Genomic DNA, 14,064 nt, shown 5'->3' on the forward strand with positions numbered 1-14,064 from the left:
GAACGTAGAAGGTACAACATGAAGTACAGGAGCATGCATGCTTAGCGCTGTGATATTCGATTTTGACGGGATCATCGTCGACACCGAACCGCTTCACTACAAGGCTTTCCAGGAGATCCTGGTGCCGCTCGGCCTCGGCTACTCGTGGCAGGAGTACGTCGATCACTACATGGGTTTCGACGACAGGGACGCCTTCCGCGAGGCCTTCCGGATCGCGGGACGGCAGCTGGTCGACCAGGAGCTGAAAATCTTCATAGAGGAAAAGGCCGCAGCCTTCCTGCGCATCGTCTCCGCCGGCGTCGCTCCCTATCCCGGCGTGGTCGAACTGATCCGCTCCATCTCCGGCAACGTTCCCCTTGCCCTTTGCAGCGGTGCTCTCCGCACCGATATCGATCCCATCCTCGACCAGCTCTCCCTCACCGGCGCCTTCGACGCCATCGTCACCGCGGACGAGGTTTCGGCCAGCAAGCCGGATCCGGAGAGTTACAGCCTTTCCGTCCAGAGGCTGCAGGAACTCTTCCCCGGCCGGGTCAATCCCGGCTCGTCCATCGCCATCGAGGACACCCCCGCCGGCATCACCTCGGCAAAGGGGGCCGGTCTCAATGTCCTGGCCGTGACCAACAGCTACCCCGAGGAGCGCCTGGCAGACGCCCGCCACATCGTGGAATCACTCGTCGGGATCGACCTCGAAGGTCTCCGCCTCCTCGTCTGATCCCGCTCATGCAGAAAACTCCCATCGCTGCCATCCTCCCCGAACTCCGGGCCGCGCTGGAGCAGGGCAATGTTGCCGTGCTCCAGGCGCCTCCCGGTGCCGGTAAGACCACCCGCGTACCCCTTTCACTCCTTGATGCACCCTTTCTGGGCGGCCGGAGCATCGTCATGCTCGAGCCGCGCCGTCTCGCAGCCGTCAATGCCGCGCGCTATATGGCTTCCTGCCTGAAGGAGGAGGTCGGCCGGCGTGTCGGTTACACCATCCGTTTTGATCGCAAGGTCTCTTCGGCTACCCGCATCGAGGTCGTCACCGAGGGGATACTGGCGCGCAGGCTGCAGAACGATCCACTCCTCGAGGACGTCGGGTTGGTGATCTTCGACGAATTCCACGAAAGGAGCCTGACCAGTGACCTCTCCCTTGCCCTCTGCCGGGACGTGCAGCTGGGGTTGCGGGAGGACCTGCGGATCGTGGTGATGTCCGCGACGCTGGATGCCGCTCCGGTAGCCGATCTGCTCGGTGGAGCGCCGCTGATCTCGAGCCCGGGGAGGCAGTTCCCGGTGGAGCTTCGCTACCTGAGGACGGAGCCTTCCACGAGGCTTCCCGAAACGGCCTCTTCCGCCGTGCTCGCCGCTCTTTCCGAGACCGACGGGGACATCCTGGTCTTTCTACCGGGGGCCGGGGAGATCAGGCGGGTGGAGCGGTTTCTCAAGGAGCGGCTGGGGGCGGATGTCGTGGTGGCGGTGCTCTATGGAGATCTCCCCTTCGAGGTGCAGGAGCGGGCGATCCTTCCCGCCGACCGCAGGAAGGTGGTGCTGGCGACCAACATCGCCGAAACCAGCCTGACCATCGAGGGGGTGCGGGTCGTCATCGACACCGGATACTCCCGTCAGCTCCGCTTCGACCCGTCCTCGGGGCTTAACCGCCTGGACACCCTGAGAATTTCCGCGGCTTCGGCCGAGCAGCGGGCCGGTCGCGCCGGCCGCGTGGCTCCGGGGATCTGTTACCGCCTCTGGACCGAGTACACCCAGGCCACGCTCCTCCCCTTCACCCCCCCCGAGATCCGCGTCTCCGACCTGGCCCCGCTGGCTCTCGATCTGGCCCTGTGGGGAGTGGCCGATCCCGCCTCTTTATCCTTTCTCGACCAGCCCCCTCATGGACACCTGGCGGAGGGGAGGGCGCTCCTGACCCAGCTGGGGGCTCTCGATTCCCGCGGCAACATCACCGGTCTGGGGAAGAAGATGGCTGCGCTTCCCACGCATCCAAGGCTGGCAGCGATGCTCGTCTACGCCGCAGCGAAGGGGAAGGGTGCCCTGGCCTGCACCCTGGCGGCCCTCCTTTCCGAGCGGGATATCCTGCCGAAGGGGTCGGGGGCGGTCTCGGAGAGCGATGTCCTCGACCGCGTGGAGGCCCTCGAAGAGCGCCTGGACCCGCAGGGGGCGCGGACCGTGGAACGGGTGGCGCAGTATTTCCGCAAAACGGTCGGAGTTCCTGAGAGGGAGAGGGTACGGGGGGCAGACGCTGCAGCGGTGGGGGAACTCCTCATGAAGGCCTATCCGGACAGGGTTGCCAGGGAACGGAGCCCCGGTTCAGGGCGCTACCTGATGGCCAACGGCGGGGGCGCCCGCCTCTCCCAGCGCAGCAACCTCAGAGGTCAGCCCTGGGTTGTGGCGGTAGATGTCGCAGGGGGCGGCGCGGAGGGGGAGATACACATGGCGAGCGCCGTCACCCTTGAAGCGGTCCGCTCCGCCTGCTCCGCAGCCATCACCCGGGGGCGGCGGGTTTTCTGGGATGACCGGGAGGGGAGGGTGGTCGCCCGCGAAGAGGAGCGGCTGGGGGCCGTTCTTCTCTCGGAGCGGCCGGTAACCCCTGGCAGGGAAGAGGTCACCGCCGCGCTGGTCGAGGGGATTCTTGCCGGCCCCGGAATCGCCGGCCTCAACTGGAGCGAGCAGGCGACGGAGTTCCGGAACCGGGTGCGGTTCCTGGCCCGGGTCCTCCCGGAAGAGGGCCTGCCCGACCTCTCCGATCAGGCCCTCACCGACAACCTGCGGCACTGGCTGGTGCCGTACCTGGACGGGGTGAGGACCCTCAACCAGTTGGCGCGGGTGGATCTTCTCTCCCCGCTGAAGGCGATCCTGAGCTGGTCGCAGCAGAAGGCTGTCGAGGAGGGGGCTCCCACCCACCTGGCGGTCCCGAGCGGGTCCCGGGTGCAGGTGCACTACCCGGCAGATGGGGAGCCTTATCTGTCGGTGAAACTCCAGGAGATGTTCGGGCTGGCGGAAACGCCGCGGGTGGCGTTCGGCCGGGTGCCGGTGATCATCCACCTGCTGTCGCCCGCGCGCCGTCCCATCCAGGTCACCAGCGACCTGCGCAGTTTCTGGAACGGAGCCTACAGGGAGGTCTGCAAGGAGCTCAAGGGGCGCTACCCGAAACACCCCTGGCCGGACAATCCGTGGGAGGCCCAGGCGACGAGGCATGTGAAGAAGAGGATGTAAGGGCCAGGCCACGAGGCGTGTAAATAAGGGGAGTAAATAAGGGGAGGCGAGGAAGATAAAGCCGATGCGCAGAAGCTGGATGCCCGATAGAAGCGCTCGGGCATGACGCCTCAAGTTGTCATGAGCGATGGCGGCCCTCGGGTGAAGTTGACGTTCCCGAGACAGGGCCGCGATATTAGATGTCATTCCGGGGTCTGATCGGGAATCGATCTGGGGCGCAGCCGGCAATTGTCATCTGATATTGGTGAAGACGATGGAGCCGTCGCTGTGGAGGTAGCTTCTGATGCTGCCCGCGACCTCGGGGAGGCCGGATCCGGTCTTGAGGTAGGATTGGGTGACGTTGGCTCCGTTCTTCCAGAGCTCGAAGTGCAGGTGAGGACCGGTTGATCGTCCGGTGGAGCCGGAGAGTGCGATGGTGTCGCCGGCCTGGACCTGGTCCCCGACCTTGGCGATGAGCTGCGAGTTGTGCCCGTAGAGAGAGGTCATGCCGTCCGCATGCTCCACGGCAACGAGGTTGCCGTACCCGCCGCGGAACGCGCTCTGCACCACCCTGCCGGCCGCTATGGCCTTGACACTGGTGCCGGTGGGGACCGCTATGTCGACTCCGTTATGGTGCCTGATCCCCCCATCGATCGGGTCATGGCGCCAGCCGACGCTGGAGGTGACCAGCCCCTTGACCGGAAGGAGAGGCTCCTGTTCCGAAGCCTGCCAGCCCGTACCGGGAGCCGACTTGGCCTCGCGTTTGGGTTGAGACCTCTTCCTCCCTTCCCTCAGCACCGGTACCGCGCCGCTACCGCCGGGGACGTTGGTGTAGACTTCCACGCCGTCCTTGTCGACATAGCGGTAGAAATCTCCGTGGGCCTGCGTCCAGGAAAGAGAGCACAGGGCGACCTGCAGGCAGGCGGCGACGGCTGCAGCGGAGCAACGACGAGACGGGGCTTTTAGCTGTGAACCAGTTTTCATACCGTTTGCTACTCTCTGTCAGGAGAAATTACTCTTTGAGCGGCGCTGCCGGTGTCTGTTTTTCAGGCAGCAACTATAGCCTCACCGGTCACTTTTGGCAATAGCAACGTGGTCTGCCTATTAATTAGTCACTGCCTGTCTTGCGTTGCCTGAAATTTAGGCTACAATCTCTCATCTCTTACTCTTCGCCTTTTTTCGTGGTGCTAACTACTCAATTTCACGTGGCCGCAATCCAACTCTGTGCTTGGCAGAGAACTTGCTAGTCTTTGCCTGCCGTGGCGTTAACCCGGTTTATTAATCTTGCAATTTAACAACAAGGCCTCTATAATTTGCGCGCATTGAAAACCGAGCGGAGGTATCAGCCGTGAAAAAAGTCGAAGCCATCATAAAGCCGTTCAAGCTTGATGAAGTTAAAGAGGCCCTCAACGAGATCGGCATCCAGGGGATCACGATCGGAGAAGTGAAGGGATTTGGCCGCCAGAAAGGGCACACGGAACTCTACCGTGGCGCGGAGTACGTGGTGGACTTCATTCCCAAGATCAAGATGGAGATCATTGTCGCCGATGACGTCGTCGGCAAGGTGGTCGATGCCATCGAGCAGGCAGCAAAGACCGGGAGGATCGGCGACGGCAAGATCTTCGTTACCCCCGTTGAAGAGGTAGTTCGGATCAGGACCGGTGAAAGGGGCGAAGACGCCCTGTAGCCGGCTGATTTTTTTAAAAAATCCAAAGGAGACTGTAGATGACACCAAAACAAGTTGTAGAGTTCGCTAAAGAAAACGGCGCGCTGATGGTCGACTTCAAATTCATGGACTTTGTCGGCATCTGGCAACACTTCACCGTGCCCATGAGCGAGTTCGGCGAGGACACCTTCGAGGAAGGCCAGGGCTTTGACGGCTCCTCCATCCGCGGCTGGCAGCCCATCCACGCCTCCGACATGATCATCATTCCGGACCCGAAGACCGCCAAGATGGATCCGTTCACCGCGATCCCGACCCTTTCCCTCATCTGCGACATCTTCGACCCGATCACCAAGGAAGACTACAGCCGCGACCCGCGTAATATCGCCAAGAAGGCTGAGAACTACCTGAAGTCGACCGGCCTCGCCGATACCGCATACTTCGGACCGGAAGCAGAGTTCTTCATCTTCGACGACGTCCGTTACGACTCCACCGCCAACACCTCCTTCTACGCCGTTGACTCCGTGGAAGGCGCCTGGAACACCGGCCGCGAAGAGTTCCCGAACCTCGGCTACAAGCCGCGTCACAAGGAAGGCTACTTCCCGGTTTCCCCGACTGACTCCCAGAACGACCTCAGGAACGAGATGGTTCTCGAGCTTCAGAAAGTCGGCATCCGCGTCGAGTGCCAGCATCACGAAGTCGCCACCGGCGGCCAGGCAGAGATCGACATGCGCTTCTCCTCGCTGGTCGACATGGCTGACCAGCTCCAGTGGTTCAAATACGTCATCAAGAACGTGGCCTACAGGAACGGCAAGACCGTAACCTTCATGCCGAAACCGCTCTACGGTGACAACGGCTCCGGTATGCATTGCCACATGTCGCTCTGGAAAGAGGGGACCAACCTCTTCGCCGGCGACAAATACGGCGGGCTCTCCCAGATGGCGCTGTACTACATCGGCGGCATCATCAAGCACGCCCGTGCCCTCTGCGCCTTCACCAACCCGACCACCAACTCCTACAAGCGTCTGGTGCCGGGCTTCGAGGCTCCGGTGAACATGGCTTACTCCAGCCGTAACCGTTCCGCTTCGCTGCGTATCCCGATGTTCTCCTCGAACCCGAAAGCCAAGAGGATCGAGTACCGTACTCCGGACCCGTCTTGCAACGGCTACCTCGCCTTCGCAGCCATGCTGATGGCAGGCCTCGACGGCATCGAGAACAAGATCGATCCGGGCCAGCCGCTGGACAAGGACATCTACGGTCTTTCCCCCGAGGAACTGGCCAACATCCCGTCCGCACCGGGCAGCCTCGAGGAAGCTCTCAACGCCCTTAAAGACGACCACGAGTTCCTCTACAAAGGCGATGTCTTCACCCCCGACGTCGTCGAGAAGTGGATCGAGTACAAGACCGAAGCCGAAGTCAACCCGGTCCGTATGCGTCCGGTACCGCTCGAGTTCGCCCTGTACTTCGACATCTAAGCCGTACAGGCATAGCAGCAAAGAAAAGGCGGGGGCAACCCCGCCTTTTTTTCGTATGTAACCCTTCAGTTTTTTCATGCTTTATAGCTCTTTGACAGCGAATTGCTAACAGATTTGCTAATATCGAGGAGCTAAAAACGTGGACTATGTGCACCGTAGAGGGAAGAGGTATTGTGTAGTCATTCCGGTACCTGCTGATCTCCAGGTTTGTAATCGGGAAGCGCCAGATATGGCGGTCGCTAAAAACACAATGCTATGCTGAGGCAAGGTCAGCGGCACGCAAACTGCTGCTGACTGTAGATGTGCTCTTTCAGCGGGTGAGGGATTCAATGGATCGTAAACTGATTGATTCGATGGTTGCGTTGTACGGGCTAGGGACACTGGCTGCGCACGGATAAAGCACGGCTCGGCGTGAAGGTGTCTGACGATCCCGAGTACAACGAGTTTATGCTGGAACGTGCTAGGGTGCAGCGCATCGGTAAAAAAACTGAAGCTGTCGCTCATGCTTTCGCGGGACTGGCAACCATGTATCAAAAGGATGAAGCTAATGGCGACCATCTAAGCACCCCCTTCGCTACTGAAGCAGCGGATGCTGCACTTACCCACCTGAGCGCGAACCACTCACCAACAAGACAGTAGACAACGCAACCGAAACGATGTCGGCAGTCTTCAACTGGGGGGGTAAGAGCAGGGACAAGCATGTCGAGATGAACCCCTTTCGGGGGCTTCAACTCCCGGAAGGCGTGAAGAGTGCGAAGTCCAGGATATTCGAATCCAAGGAACTACAGGACTACATAGGAATGCTGGCGATGCTGAAGCATGTCCGCAAGGGGGACACCCTTCACGTGCATTCCATGGATCGGCTTGCGAGAAACTTGGATGACCTCAGGAAGATCGTAAAGGAACTGACAGGGAAAGGGGTGACGGTGCATTTCGCCAAGGAGCAGCTGACCTTCACCAGCGAAAAGAACAGCATGGCCGAGTTGCTCCTCAACGTGATGGGAGCCTTTGCCGAGTTCGAGCGTTCCCTGATCTTGGAGAGGCAGCGAGAGGGTATCGCGATAGCGAAGCAGAAAGGTGCATTCAAGGGCCGCAAGCGGACCATCACTGATGGGCAGATAGCCGAGATCAAGGAGAGGGCCGCACGGGGTGACAAGAAAGCCCATATCGCCAAAGACCTTGGTATCAGTCGTGAGACTCTTTATCAGTACCTGTGATATCCGGCCGAAATCAGAACTAAGTACGGTGTCACAGGAAAAAACTCTGATTTGACCGTGGCTACAATTGGGATTTTCCTTCACGTTTAGCCAAGGTTACAACGCCTGCACCGAGCTTAAAGCTGTTTTTGATTGCTTCTAGGGGCAACCAAAACAATAGTCGATTCAATTTACTTGATTGCACAACCCTCATGATCCCCAGATTGCCCCGATAGGGGTAAACGGTAGACAACTTAACAGTACGGAACTGCGGTGCCAGCAACCTCTTCATCTCCTTCAGGGTTAACCATTTTCGGTACTGACCGGGTTTCGGGGCAGTGACCTCCGCGCATCGTTGAAATACGAAGGTGTTGATGTTGGAAATAACAAGCCAATCCACCTTTGCAGCCAGCATTTCAATTAGCCTTGCCTGATCCTCTACGTAGAAAAGTGTGTCGAATACCACTGCGACGTCGGCCGAGGGTAGATCCATTTCTAGAACATTCCCGGCCACAAATTCAGCAACCACTCCCCTCGACCTTGCATACGTAATAGCTGCAGAGCTCAAATCGCATGCCCAGACAGTGCCGCGCTGGCACAACTCGGCAGTCAGCCATCCTGTGCCGCAGCCTATTTCTAGAATCCTGGGACAGTCCAGTCGCAGAGAGTCAAGAAATTCCAGAGAGCGCCGCGCGCGGGCTGCAATCTCCGGCTCTACGCCGTTGGCATCGGTCTGGCGGAACTGACAGTTCCATCGGTCGAACATCGCCGCCTGTTCTTCGATTGTGGGCTCCACTGAGGCCACCTCATGAATTTAGTTGGAACCTTCGGTCCCGTTTTGATCATGTCAGCCGCCTCAAATAATACCTGAGAATAGTGGAAAAATATGAAAAAAGTGGTGGCTACGTGGGGATGGGATTTTTCGGTATCGACAGAGAGCATATCTACCAGCTACGCCCTACCTCAACCGTGGGGTGAAATTGTAACTGGCTGCACAGGCGGTTACAGAGCGTTCTTCACGTTGTAAGGGTTGTAGGGGACAAGTGGGCAGTCGGCAGTGGAACACCCCAGACCAGTGTCATAGCCACTGGAGCATCGGAAACATTGGGCATTGATGGCTTGCTGCGGCGTCAGTCTCACGGGCCCTTCAGGTGTTTCATGTAGTCGGTCTTCCCCATGAACCGTGGCAGCTGTTCTGCCCATTTCTGATCTACTCCCATTGGAAATCTCCTCCTGTGTTCTCGGTCAGATCGCTGATGGTTTGTGTACTGCTGCCGATTTTCCTTTTGTTCAATGCCTTAACGTTACCGAAAATTTCGTTGCCAGTATGCTGATGCATGCCGGAATACTGCTTGCAGAGATAACGGATGACGCCGTTAATGTTGTAGATGCGTTGAACGTTTACGGAGGGGGAGTGCTCCCGCTCGGCGTTGTCTGCAAGGTCGATATCCTTGTCTCGGCACATCTAGTGCGGCTTGACCTGTCTTGGATAACGTTGATACATAGTTCTACTATTTAGCCGCTTACTGCCATAAAATAGAACATCACCGGTTATGCAGATCAGCCATTATAGGCATTGATGTTGGCTCCCCAACCCGGACTCAAACCAGGGGTCTCGTAATTAACAGCCACCTGTGCTAATGTATCTGCTAATAACGCTGTGGCGTCGAGGGAATGCTGTAGGAACTGTTAGCATGGATAAACGCGGTGTTAGGTTGAGGGGAAAGGCGGGGGTAGGCGGGGGCAACCCCGCCTTTTTTTCGTATGGAGCACGGAACTTCCTCCTGCTGTCAGGCCGCCCGGCTGCGCTCGCGCCCTCAATGCCGGCGTAAACATTAGCAAAACCCCTTTTTCATTGAACCGATATTCGAAAGCTGCTAATGTTTCGGTGTTGTAGCGTGCCTCTCCTTGAGATAGGGGGCTGGCATGCGGGGAGTTGACGTTGCAGCAGCTGGAGAAGGTCGCAAAGCTGGTGGAGTGGTTTGCCAAGGCGGCGGTCAGGCACGCCGAGGCGATCGAGGCGATGCAGGAGGAGGCAGCCTCGGCGCAGGTGGTGGAACTCGACAGGTTCTACGCCGCGATCAGGCGTGAAGGCGGCATCGAGCGTTTCCTGGTCCTGCTGGACAATGCCGATCCTGCCGTAGCCGGAATGGCTGCCGTCTACGCCATGCGGGAGGCGACCACACGTTGTACCGCGGTACTTGCCCGGCTGGCCGGGGAGCCCGGTCTTACAGGTTTCAGGGCGCAGATCGCGCTGGAGCGCTGGGAGTCGGGCGATTGGCCGCGTTAAGATGATATTTCAATATTGCCAGGAGGATAGCACGTGTCTGAATTTAACAATGTATCGGTAGTCAAAGAAGCCAATGTCTATTTCGACGGCGGATGCACAAGCCGCACCGTCATCTTCGCCGACGGGACCCGCAAGACCCTCGGCATTCTGCTGCCCGGCGAGTACGGATTCAATACCGGTGCCGCGGAACTTATGGAGATCCTTTCCGGCGAGTTGACCGTGCTCCTTCCGGGGGCCTCCGAGTGGGTCGCCGTCAAAGGTGGGGAGGCTTTCGAGGTGCCGGAGAACTCCAGCTTCCAGGTGAAGGTCACCGCCGTCACCGACTACTGCTGCTCGTTCCTGTAAAACGTCTCACGCCAAGACGCCAGGACGCAAAGAGGAACCGGCTGAGAACTGTCTTGGCCGATCTTCTTTGCGCCTTTGCGGCTTTGCCTGAGCGTGAGCATGAGGTTTTGGTAGGCTGATGCCAGACAATACCCGGATCATAGGCCGTTTCGCGCCGTCCCCCACCGGTCCCCTCCATCTCGGCTCACTCGTGGCTGCCCTCGGAAGCTATCTCATGGCCAGAAGCTGCGGCGGAGAGTGGCTCCTGCGCATGGAGGATCTGGATCTGCCGCGTGTAGTTCCGGGGATTGCCGACGACATGCTCTCCACCCTGGAGGCCCTCGCTTTCGAATGGGACGGGGAAGTCCTTTACCAGAGCAGGCGCACCGAATACTATGAGGCCGCCGCAAACGACCTGATCCGGCGGGGGCTCGCCTATGCCTGCGGCTGCACCAGGAGCGAGATCGCCCAGATCGCTTCAGCTCCCCATGAGGACATCCTGGTCTACCCAGGCATCTGCCGCGACGGCTTGCCGGCGGAGAAGGTGGAGAGGGCGCTCAGGGTGAAGGTTTATGACGAGGTGATCTCCTTCGAGGACGGCATCATGGGGCGCTACAGCCAGCACCTCACCGCCTCCTGCGGGGACTTCGTCATCCACCGCGCCGACGGCCCTTACGCCTATCATCTCGCCGTGGTGGTCGATGATGCCGCCACCGGAGTCAACCAGGTGGTACGGGGATCGGACCTCATTTCTTCGACCCCGCGCCAGATCTACCTGCAGCGGCTTTTCCAGTACTCGACGCCGGCCTACTGTCACCTGCCGCTCGTCACTGGCCCCGACGGCTCAAAACTCAGCAAGCGCGACAACGCCGTTTCCCTCGCCGCAGGACGCGACCTCTCGAAAGAGGGCGGTCGCCTGCTCCTTTCCGCTCTCCGTTTCCTGGGACAAAATCCCCCTGCGGCGCTGGTCGATGCGCCGCCGCGTGAGATACTGTCGTGGGGCGTCGCGAATTTCTCCATTGCCGACATTCCCCGGGACTCGCGCCCTTTCGACGCCCCCTGATACCTTCCCAAGTGCGGCGTTGACCGTGCTCCCTTTTGCAACGAGTCGGGACCGCTGCCTCACCCTTGATCCATGAAAGGCGGAGCCGGGACAGCGGGCCTCGCCGGCGGCTGTGCGGCGTTTCTTTTTTTCAATCCCTCTCTTATCTGGTAATTGACCCGGCGGCTTAACCCGGCATCCTTGAGCCATTGGCGCACCATTGCGTCGTTCAGCGTTTCACAGCCACCGCATAGCACCGCCAGTGCCAGCAGCACCGATTTAAAGGGTGTCACGCACCGTTCTCCTTTTCTCGACCTCCCGCCATTTTTCCAGCTCCGCCTCCGTAACCGGTTGCCAGGGGGGCACAGGGGAAGGATGCCAGTTCTCGTCCACCGCCACCATGCTGAAAATGCCGCTGGCGGCCCGCCGAGTCGTCCCTTCGATGACATTCTCCACCTCAACCTCGACCTCCACCTCCATCGAGCTCCGACCGACGTGGATGATCGTTGCCCGGGAGTAGACCACTTCCCCCATGTTGACCGGTGTGTGGAAGGATATCTTCCGTGCGCAGGCCGTCACCACCCGTTTCCTGGAGTAGCGCCAGCAGGCGACCCCCGCGGTCTTGTCCATGATGCTCATGATCACGCCGCCGAAGATGTTGCCATAGCCATTGGTGTCCTTCGGGAGCAGGGTCTCGATCAGTTCCGCCTTACGGTTCTCCATCATATTCCTCCTTGCCGACGCCTGCAGCAATCAATTTCCTCAGCTGAAAGGCAGAAGCGCGTTCCATAGCCCTTCCCGTGATGCTGCTCACTGTGCGGTTTCGCCGCTGCTCTACGGGATAGACCGAGCATTCGATTTCGGTCTCCGCGTCGTCGATATAGATATGGGTGTAGTCGGTGATAACGGGGCCCTTCCGGATCGGCACCGTCTCGGTCTCGAATCTGATCCCGCGCTCCCGGAGCAGATCCTCGATCACTTCGACCGAGTCGGCGAAGAGATGGATATCGATGTCGCTGCGGCTGGTGACGGACCCGGAGAGGACAGATCCGACCAGGTAGGGAGAGAAGTCATGGAAGAGTTCGAGGTAGGAGAGGGCGGTCAACCTCATCCGCAGGAGTCGTTCAGGGAGGCCATCCTCCTCGGTCGCTGCGATCAGTCTGGCGAGTTGATCGTGGATCTCCGCGTTGGAGGGAAGGTGCGACCCCAGGGAGAGCGCCTTCTCCGGTCCGAACCGCTTTGCCGCCTTCCGCTTGGCATCCCGGTACTCCTTGATCCCGTCCTCGTACATGAGCCGTGCCGCCTCAGAGGCGATCAAGCCCCGTATCCTGTCGTCACCCTTTCTCATGGAGGGAAGTATACATACCCTTTCTCACGAATGGTAGCCGCCGGTCGACGGCTGCGGATAGCGGAGAGCCGTTGGAGTCCCCCCTCCCCTGGAGGGAGGGGGGTGGGGGGTGAGGGCAGTTGCATGAGCAGCAAGCATTCCCCTGGGGCTGGCTGTGGCAAGCTGTCCTCGGGCGCCGCAGCAACGTGTGATGCTTCCGCCTTGTAAAATGGGGCCGGAGTAGCAGATAGATAGTTAGAGGCGGGGAGTGCCCCCTCCTCTTGAGGGAGTGGGGGAGCCACGGAGCACCGACCCTTCACCGGCCGTTGCTGGTGACTGTCTTGAGCAGCAAATCGTTGTGAGTGAAATGTAAAAAATGGTTGACTGCGACGGCGTCATTTGCTATAAACAGGGTCTCGTTGAGCGGGAATAACTCAGTGGTAGAGTGCAACCTTGCCAAGGTTGAAGTCGCGGGTTCGAACCCCGTTTCCCGCTCCAAAAAATCATCAAAAGGGTCCAAGCCGACAAAGCCTGGACCTTTTTTTATTGCTGACAACTTACCGTCACAATCCCACCGGTCACGGCCACTTCGGCGCGCCGAATTTAGCCGTAAGTTGCTGATTTGTCTAGGGTGCATCGCCGGGATCCCTCGCTGATCGCACCCGGGACGGCAATTATTCGGTTTATGGATCTACACCCCCGACAGTCTCGCCGACACCACCTTGCACGCCCAAAACCCCCTCACCGCCGGTCCACTGCCCATGGTGCTCCAACACTGTGAGTGAAGTGGTCAGGTATTGCCTGGCGGTGCGGGAGGCACAGATCGAGGGGAGGTATCCAGGATGATTAGAATCTTAAAATCTTAACAGCGTCCCTGAATTATTTTGACTTGTGTTTTTTGACGGTTACTATGATTAAGATTAATTGCCTTAAATTGTCGGTAATTAACTAAATCAAACACCATGGAGGGCGGAATGAAGAGAGGTATCCTGTTGGCGGCGTTGTTGATCGCAGCATCGGCGACATCCGTAATCGCTGCCGGGCCATACGTGGAAGGATCTACGGGGATCAGCATCTACCATGAAGGCGACATCGGTATTGGGGGCGACTCGGTGACCGCCAGCTACGACCCCGGTTTCGCTCTCGATGTCGGTGGTGGATACAGTTTTGACTGCGGCGTACGCCTCGGGGGAGAGATCGGATTTAGAGAAGCAGAAATGACAAGAAGGGGAGGACTTCATCTCGATGACACCGATCTCGGGGTCACCAGCATGATGGCCACTGGAGTCTACGAGATAAAGACAGGAGGCCCTATCGCCCCATTTTTCGGAGCTGGCATCGGAGCTCTATACGCCAACCTTGATTTTCACGGCCACCACTATGACGATACCGTCTTCGGCTATCAACTCTCTACCGGCCTTGCCATCGCTCTTCCCCACCGCCTCAGTCTTGACCTGACCTATAAATTCCAGGGTGCAGCCAGTGATTTCAACATAGACGACACCGACGTTTCGTATCACAGCAGCAACATCCTCGCAGGCGTCCGTTACACCTTCCGTTAGCC

General features: G+C 59.1%; 17 protein-coding genes and 1 tRNA gene. 12 read left to right on the plus strand and 6 right to left on the minus strand.

Going from position 1 to position 14,064, the window contains the following annotated elements:
• Positions 1 to 37: 37 nt before the first annotated feature.
• Both AC11W3_RS11710 and hrpB read left to right on the plus strand, forming a co-directional pair.
• Complete coding sequence (locus AC11W3_RS11710) at positions 38 to 712, plus strand: HAD family hydrolase (RefSeq protein ID WP_484090176.1); 675 nt, start codon at positions 38 to 40, stop codon at positions 710 to 712.
• A gap of 8 nt (positions 713 to 720) precedes the next feature.
• Positions 721 to 3,204: an ATP-dependent helicase HrpB gene (gene hrpB, locus AC11W3_RS11715; protein ID WP_484090177.1), complete on the plus strand. Its 2,484-nt coding sequence runs from the start codon at positions 721 to 723 to the stop codon at positions 3,202 to 3,204.
• A 231-nt stretch (positions 3,205 to 3,435) separates the two neighbouring features.
• Here the strand turns inward: hrpB and AC11W3_RS11720 are convergent, their stop codons facing one another.
• Entirely contained in the window at positions 3,436 to 4,167 is a 732-nt protein-coding gene (locus AC11W3_RS11720) for a M23 family metallopeptidase (RefSeq protein WP_484090178.1), read from the minus strand.
• A gap of 364 nt (positions 4,168 to 4,531) precedes the next feature.
• Between AC11W3_RS11720 and AC11W3_RS11725 the strand changes: the two genes are divergently transcribed.
• The 5 genes from AC11W3_RS11725 (at position 4,532) to AC11W3_RS11745 (ending at position 7,538) form a co-directional block, all read left to right on the plus strand.
• Positions 4,532 to 4,870, plus strand: a complete 339-nt coding sequence (locus AC11W3_RS11725) for a P-II family nitrogen regulator (protein ID WP_216510116.1) — start codon at positions 4,532 to 4,534, stop codon at positions 4,868 to 4,870.
• 38 nt (positions 4,871 to 4,908) lie between these two features.
• Positions 4,909 to 6,321, plus strand: coding sequence for a type I glutamate--ammonia ligase (glnA, locus tag AC11W3_RS11730; RefSeq protein ID WP_484090179.1), 1,413 nt, complete (start codon positions 4,909 to 4,911; stop codon positions 6,319 to 6,321).
• Positions 6,322 to 6,533: 212 nt separating this feature from the next.
• Positions 6,534 to 6,719, plus strand: coding sequence for a DUF6538 domain-containing protein (locus tag AC11W3_RS11735; protein ID WP_484090202.1), 186 nt, complete (start codon positions 6,534 to 6,536; stop codon positions 6,717 to 6,719).
• Positions 6,720 to 6,738: 19 nt separating this feature from the next.
• Positions 6,739 to 6,960, plus strand: a complete 222-nt coding sequence (locus AC11W3_RS11740; RefSeq protein ID WP_484093067.1) for a hypothetical protein — start codon at positions 6,739 to 6,741, stop codon at positions 6,958 to 6,960.
• Between the two features lie 17 nt (positions 6,961 to 6,977).
• Positions 6,978 to 7,538, plus strand: a complete 561-nt coding sequence (locus AC11W3_RS11745; RefSeq protein WP_484090180.1) for a recombinase family protein — start codon at positions 6,978 to 6,980, stop codon at positions 7,536 to 7,538.
• A 61-nt stretch (positions 7,539 to 7,599) separates the two neighbouring features.
• Here AC11W3_RS11745 and AC11W3_RS11750 read toward each other — a convergent pair whose 3' ends face one another.
• Together AC11W3_RS11750 and AC11W3_RS11755 are read right to left on the minus strand one after the other, a co-directional pair.
• The gene (locus AC11W3_RS11750) at positions 7,600 to 8,313 is read right to left on the minus strand and encodes a class I SAM-dependent methyltransferase (RefSeq protein WP_484090181.1); all 714 of its coding nucleotides are present in this window, start codon (positions 8,311 to 8,313) and stop codon (positions 7,600 to 7,602) included.
• A gap of 414 nt (positions 8,314 to 8,727) precedes the next feature.
• Positions 8,728 to 8,982 (minus strand): hypothetical protein, encoded by a 255-nt coding sequence (locus AC11W3_RS11755; RefSeq protein ID WP_484090182.1) that lies wholly within the window; start codon positions 8,980 to 8,982, stop codon positions 8,728 to 8,730.
• 477 nt (positions 8,983 to 9,459) lie between these two features.
• On the opposite strand from AC11W3_RS11755, the gene AC11W3_RS11760 reads away from it, so the two are divergent.
• From AC11W3_RS11760 to gluQRS, 3 genes are all read left to right on the plus strand, one after another.
• Positions 9,460 to 9,807 (plus strand): hypothetical protein, encoded by a 348-nt coding sequence (locus AC11W3_RS11760; RefSeq protein WP_484090183.1) that lies wholly within the window; start codon positions 9,460 to 9,462, stop codon positions 9,805 to 9,807.
• Positions 9,808 to 9,840: 33 nt separating this feature from the next.
• Entirely contained in the window at positions 9,841 to 10,152 is a 312-nt protein-coding gene (ppnP, locus tag AC11W3_RS11765; RefSeq protein ID WP_484090184.1) for a pyrimidine/purine nucleoside phosphorylase, read from the plus strand.
• 118 nt (positions 10,153 to 10,270) lie between these two features.
• Entirely contained in the window at positions 10,271 to 11,194 is a 924-nt protein-coding gene (gluQRS, locus tag AC11W3_RS11770) for a tRNA glutamyl-Q(34) synthetase GluQRS (RefSeq protein WP_484090185.1), read from the plus strand.
• Positions 11,195 to 11,253: 59 nt separating this feature from the next.
• On the opposite strand, the gene AC11W3_RS11775 is transcribed toward gluQRS, so the two are convergent.
• The 3 genes from AC11W3_RS11775 to AC11W3_RS11785 are packed head-to-tail and all read right to left on the minus strand — an operon-like array spanning position 11,254 to position 12,521.
• On the minus strand, positions 11,254 to 11,466 hold the full coding sequence (locus AC11W3_RS11775; RefSeq protein WP_484093068.1) for a hypothetical protein: 213 nt from the start codon (positions 11,464 to 11,466) through the stop codon (positions 11,254 to 11,256).
• Complete coding sequence (locus tag AC11W3_RS11780) at positions 11,453 to 11,896, minus strand: acyl-CoA thioesterase (RefSeq protein WP_484090187.1); 444 nt, start codon at positions 11,894 to 11,896, stop codon at positions 11,453 to 11,455. Before AC11W3_RS11780 ends, AC11W3_RS11775 begins: the two co-directional genes overlap by 14 nt.
• Positions 11,883 to 12,521: a hypothetical protein gene (locus AC11W3_RS11785; protein WP_484090188.1), complete on the minus strand. Its 639-nt coding sequence runs from the start codon at positions 12,519 to 12,521 to the stop codon at positions 11,883 to 11,885. Before AC11W3_RS11785 ends, AC11W3_RS11780 begins: the two co-directional genes overlap by 14 nt.
• Before the next feature lie 402 nt (positions 12,522 to 12,923).
• Here AC11W3_RS11785 and AC11W3_RS11790 point away from each other — a divergent pair.
• A tRNA-Gly gene (locus AC11W3_RS11790) sits at positions 12,924 to 12,998 on the plus strand.
• Positions 12,999 to 13,474: 476 nt separating this feature from the next.
• Positions 13,475 to 14,062, plus strand: coding sequence for an outer membrane protein (locus AC11W3_RS11795; RefSeq protein ID WP_484093069.1), 588 nt, complete (start codon positions 13,475 to 13,477; stop codon positions 14,060 to 14,062).
• The last annotated feature ends 2 nt before the right edge of the window (positions 14,063 to 14,064 follow it).

This window comes from Geomonas sp., assembly GCF_056994735.1.

Bases quoted from the DNA above. Each gene is read 5' to 3' on its own strand.
- AC11W3_RS11780 (WP_484090187.1), bottom strand. From the start codon at position 11,896: ATGGAGAACCGTAAGGCGGAACTGATCGAGACCCTGCTCCCGAAGGAC.
- AC11W3_RS11710 (WP_484090176.1), top strand. From the start codon at position 38: ATGCTTAGCGCTGTGATATTCGATTTTGACGGGATCATCGTCGACACC.
- gluQRS (WP_484090185.1), top strand. From the start codon at position 10,271: ATGCCAGACAATACCCGGATCATAGGCCGTTTCGCGCCGTCCCCCACC.
- AC11W3_RS11720 (WP_484090178.1), bottom strand. From the start codon at position 4,167: ATGAAAACTGGTTCACAGCTAAAAGCCCCGTCTCGTCGTTGCTCCGCT.
- AC11W3_RS11795 (WP_484093069.1), top strand. From the start codon at position 13,475: ATGAAGAGAGGTATCCTGTTGGCGGCGTTGTTGATCGCAGCATCGGCG.
- AC11W3_RS11785 (WP_484090188.1), bottom strand. From the start codon at position 12,521: ATGAGAAAGGGTGACGACAGGATACGGGGCTTGATCGCCTCTGAGGCG.
- glnA (WP_484090179.1), top strand. From the start codon at position 4,909: ATGACACCAAAACAAGTTGTAGAGTTCGCTAAAGAAAACGGCGCGCTG.
- AC11W3_RS11745 (WP_484090180.1), top strand. From the start codon at position 6,978: ATGTCGGCAGTCTTCAACTGGGGGGGTAAGAGCAGGGACAAGCATGTC.
- AC11W3_RS11755 (WP_484090182.1), bottom strand. From the start codon at position 8,982: ATGTGCCGAGACAAGGATATCGACCTTGCAGACAACGCCGAGCGGGAG.
- hrpB (WP_484090177.1), top strand. From the start codon at position 721: ATGCAGAAAACTCCCATCGCTGCCATCCTCCCCGAACTCCGGGCCGCG.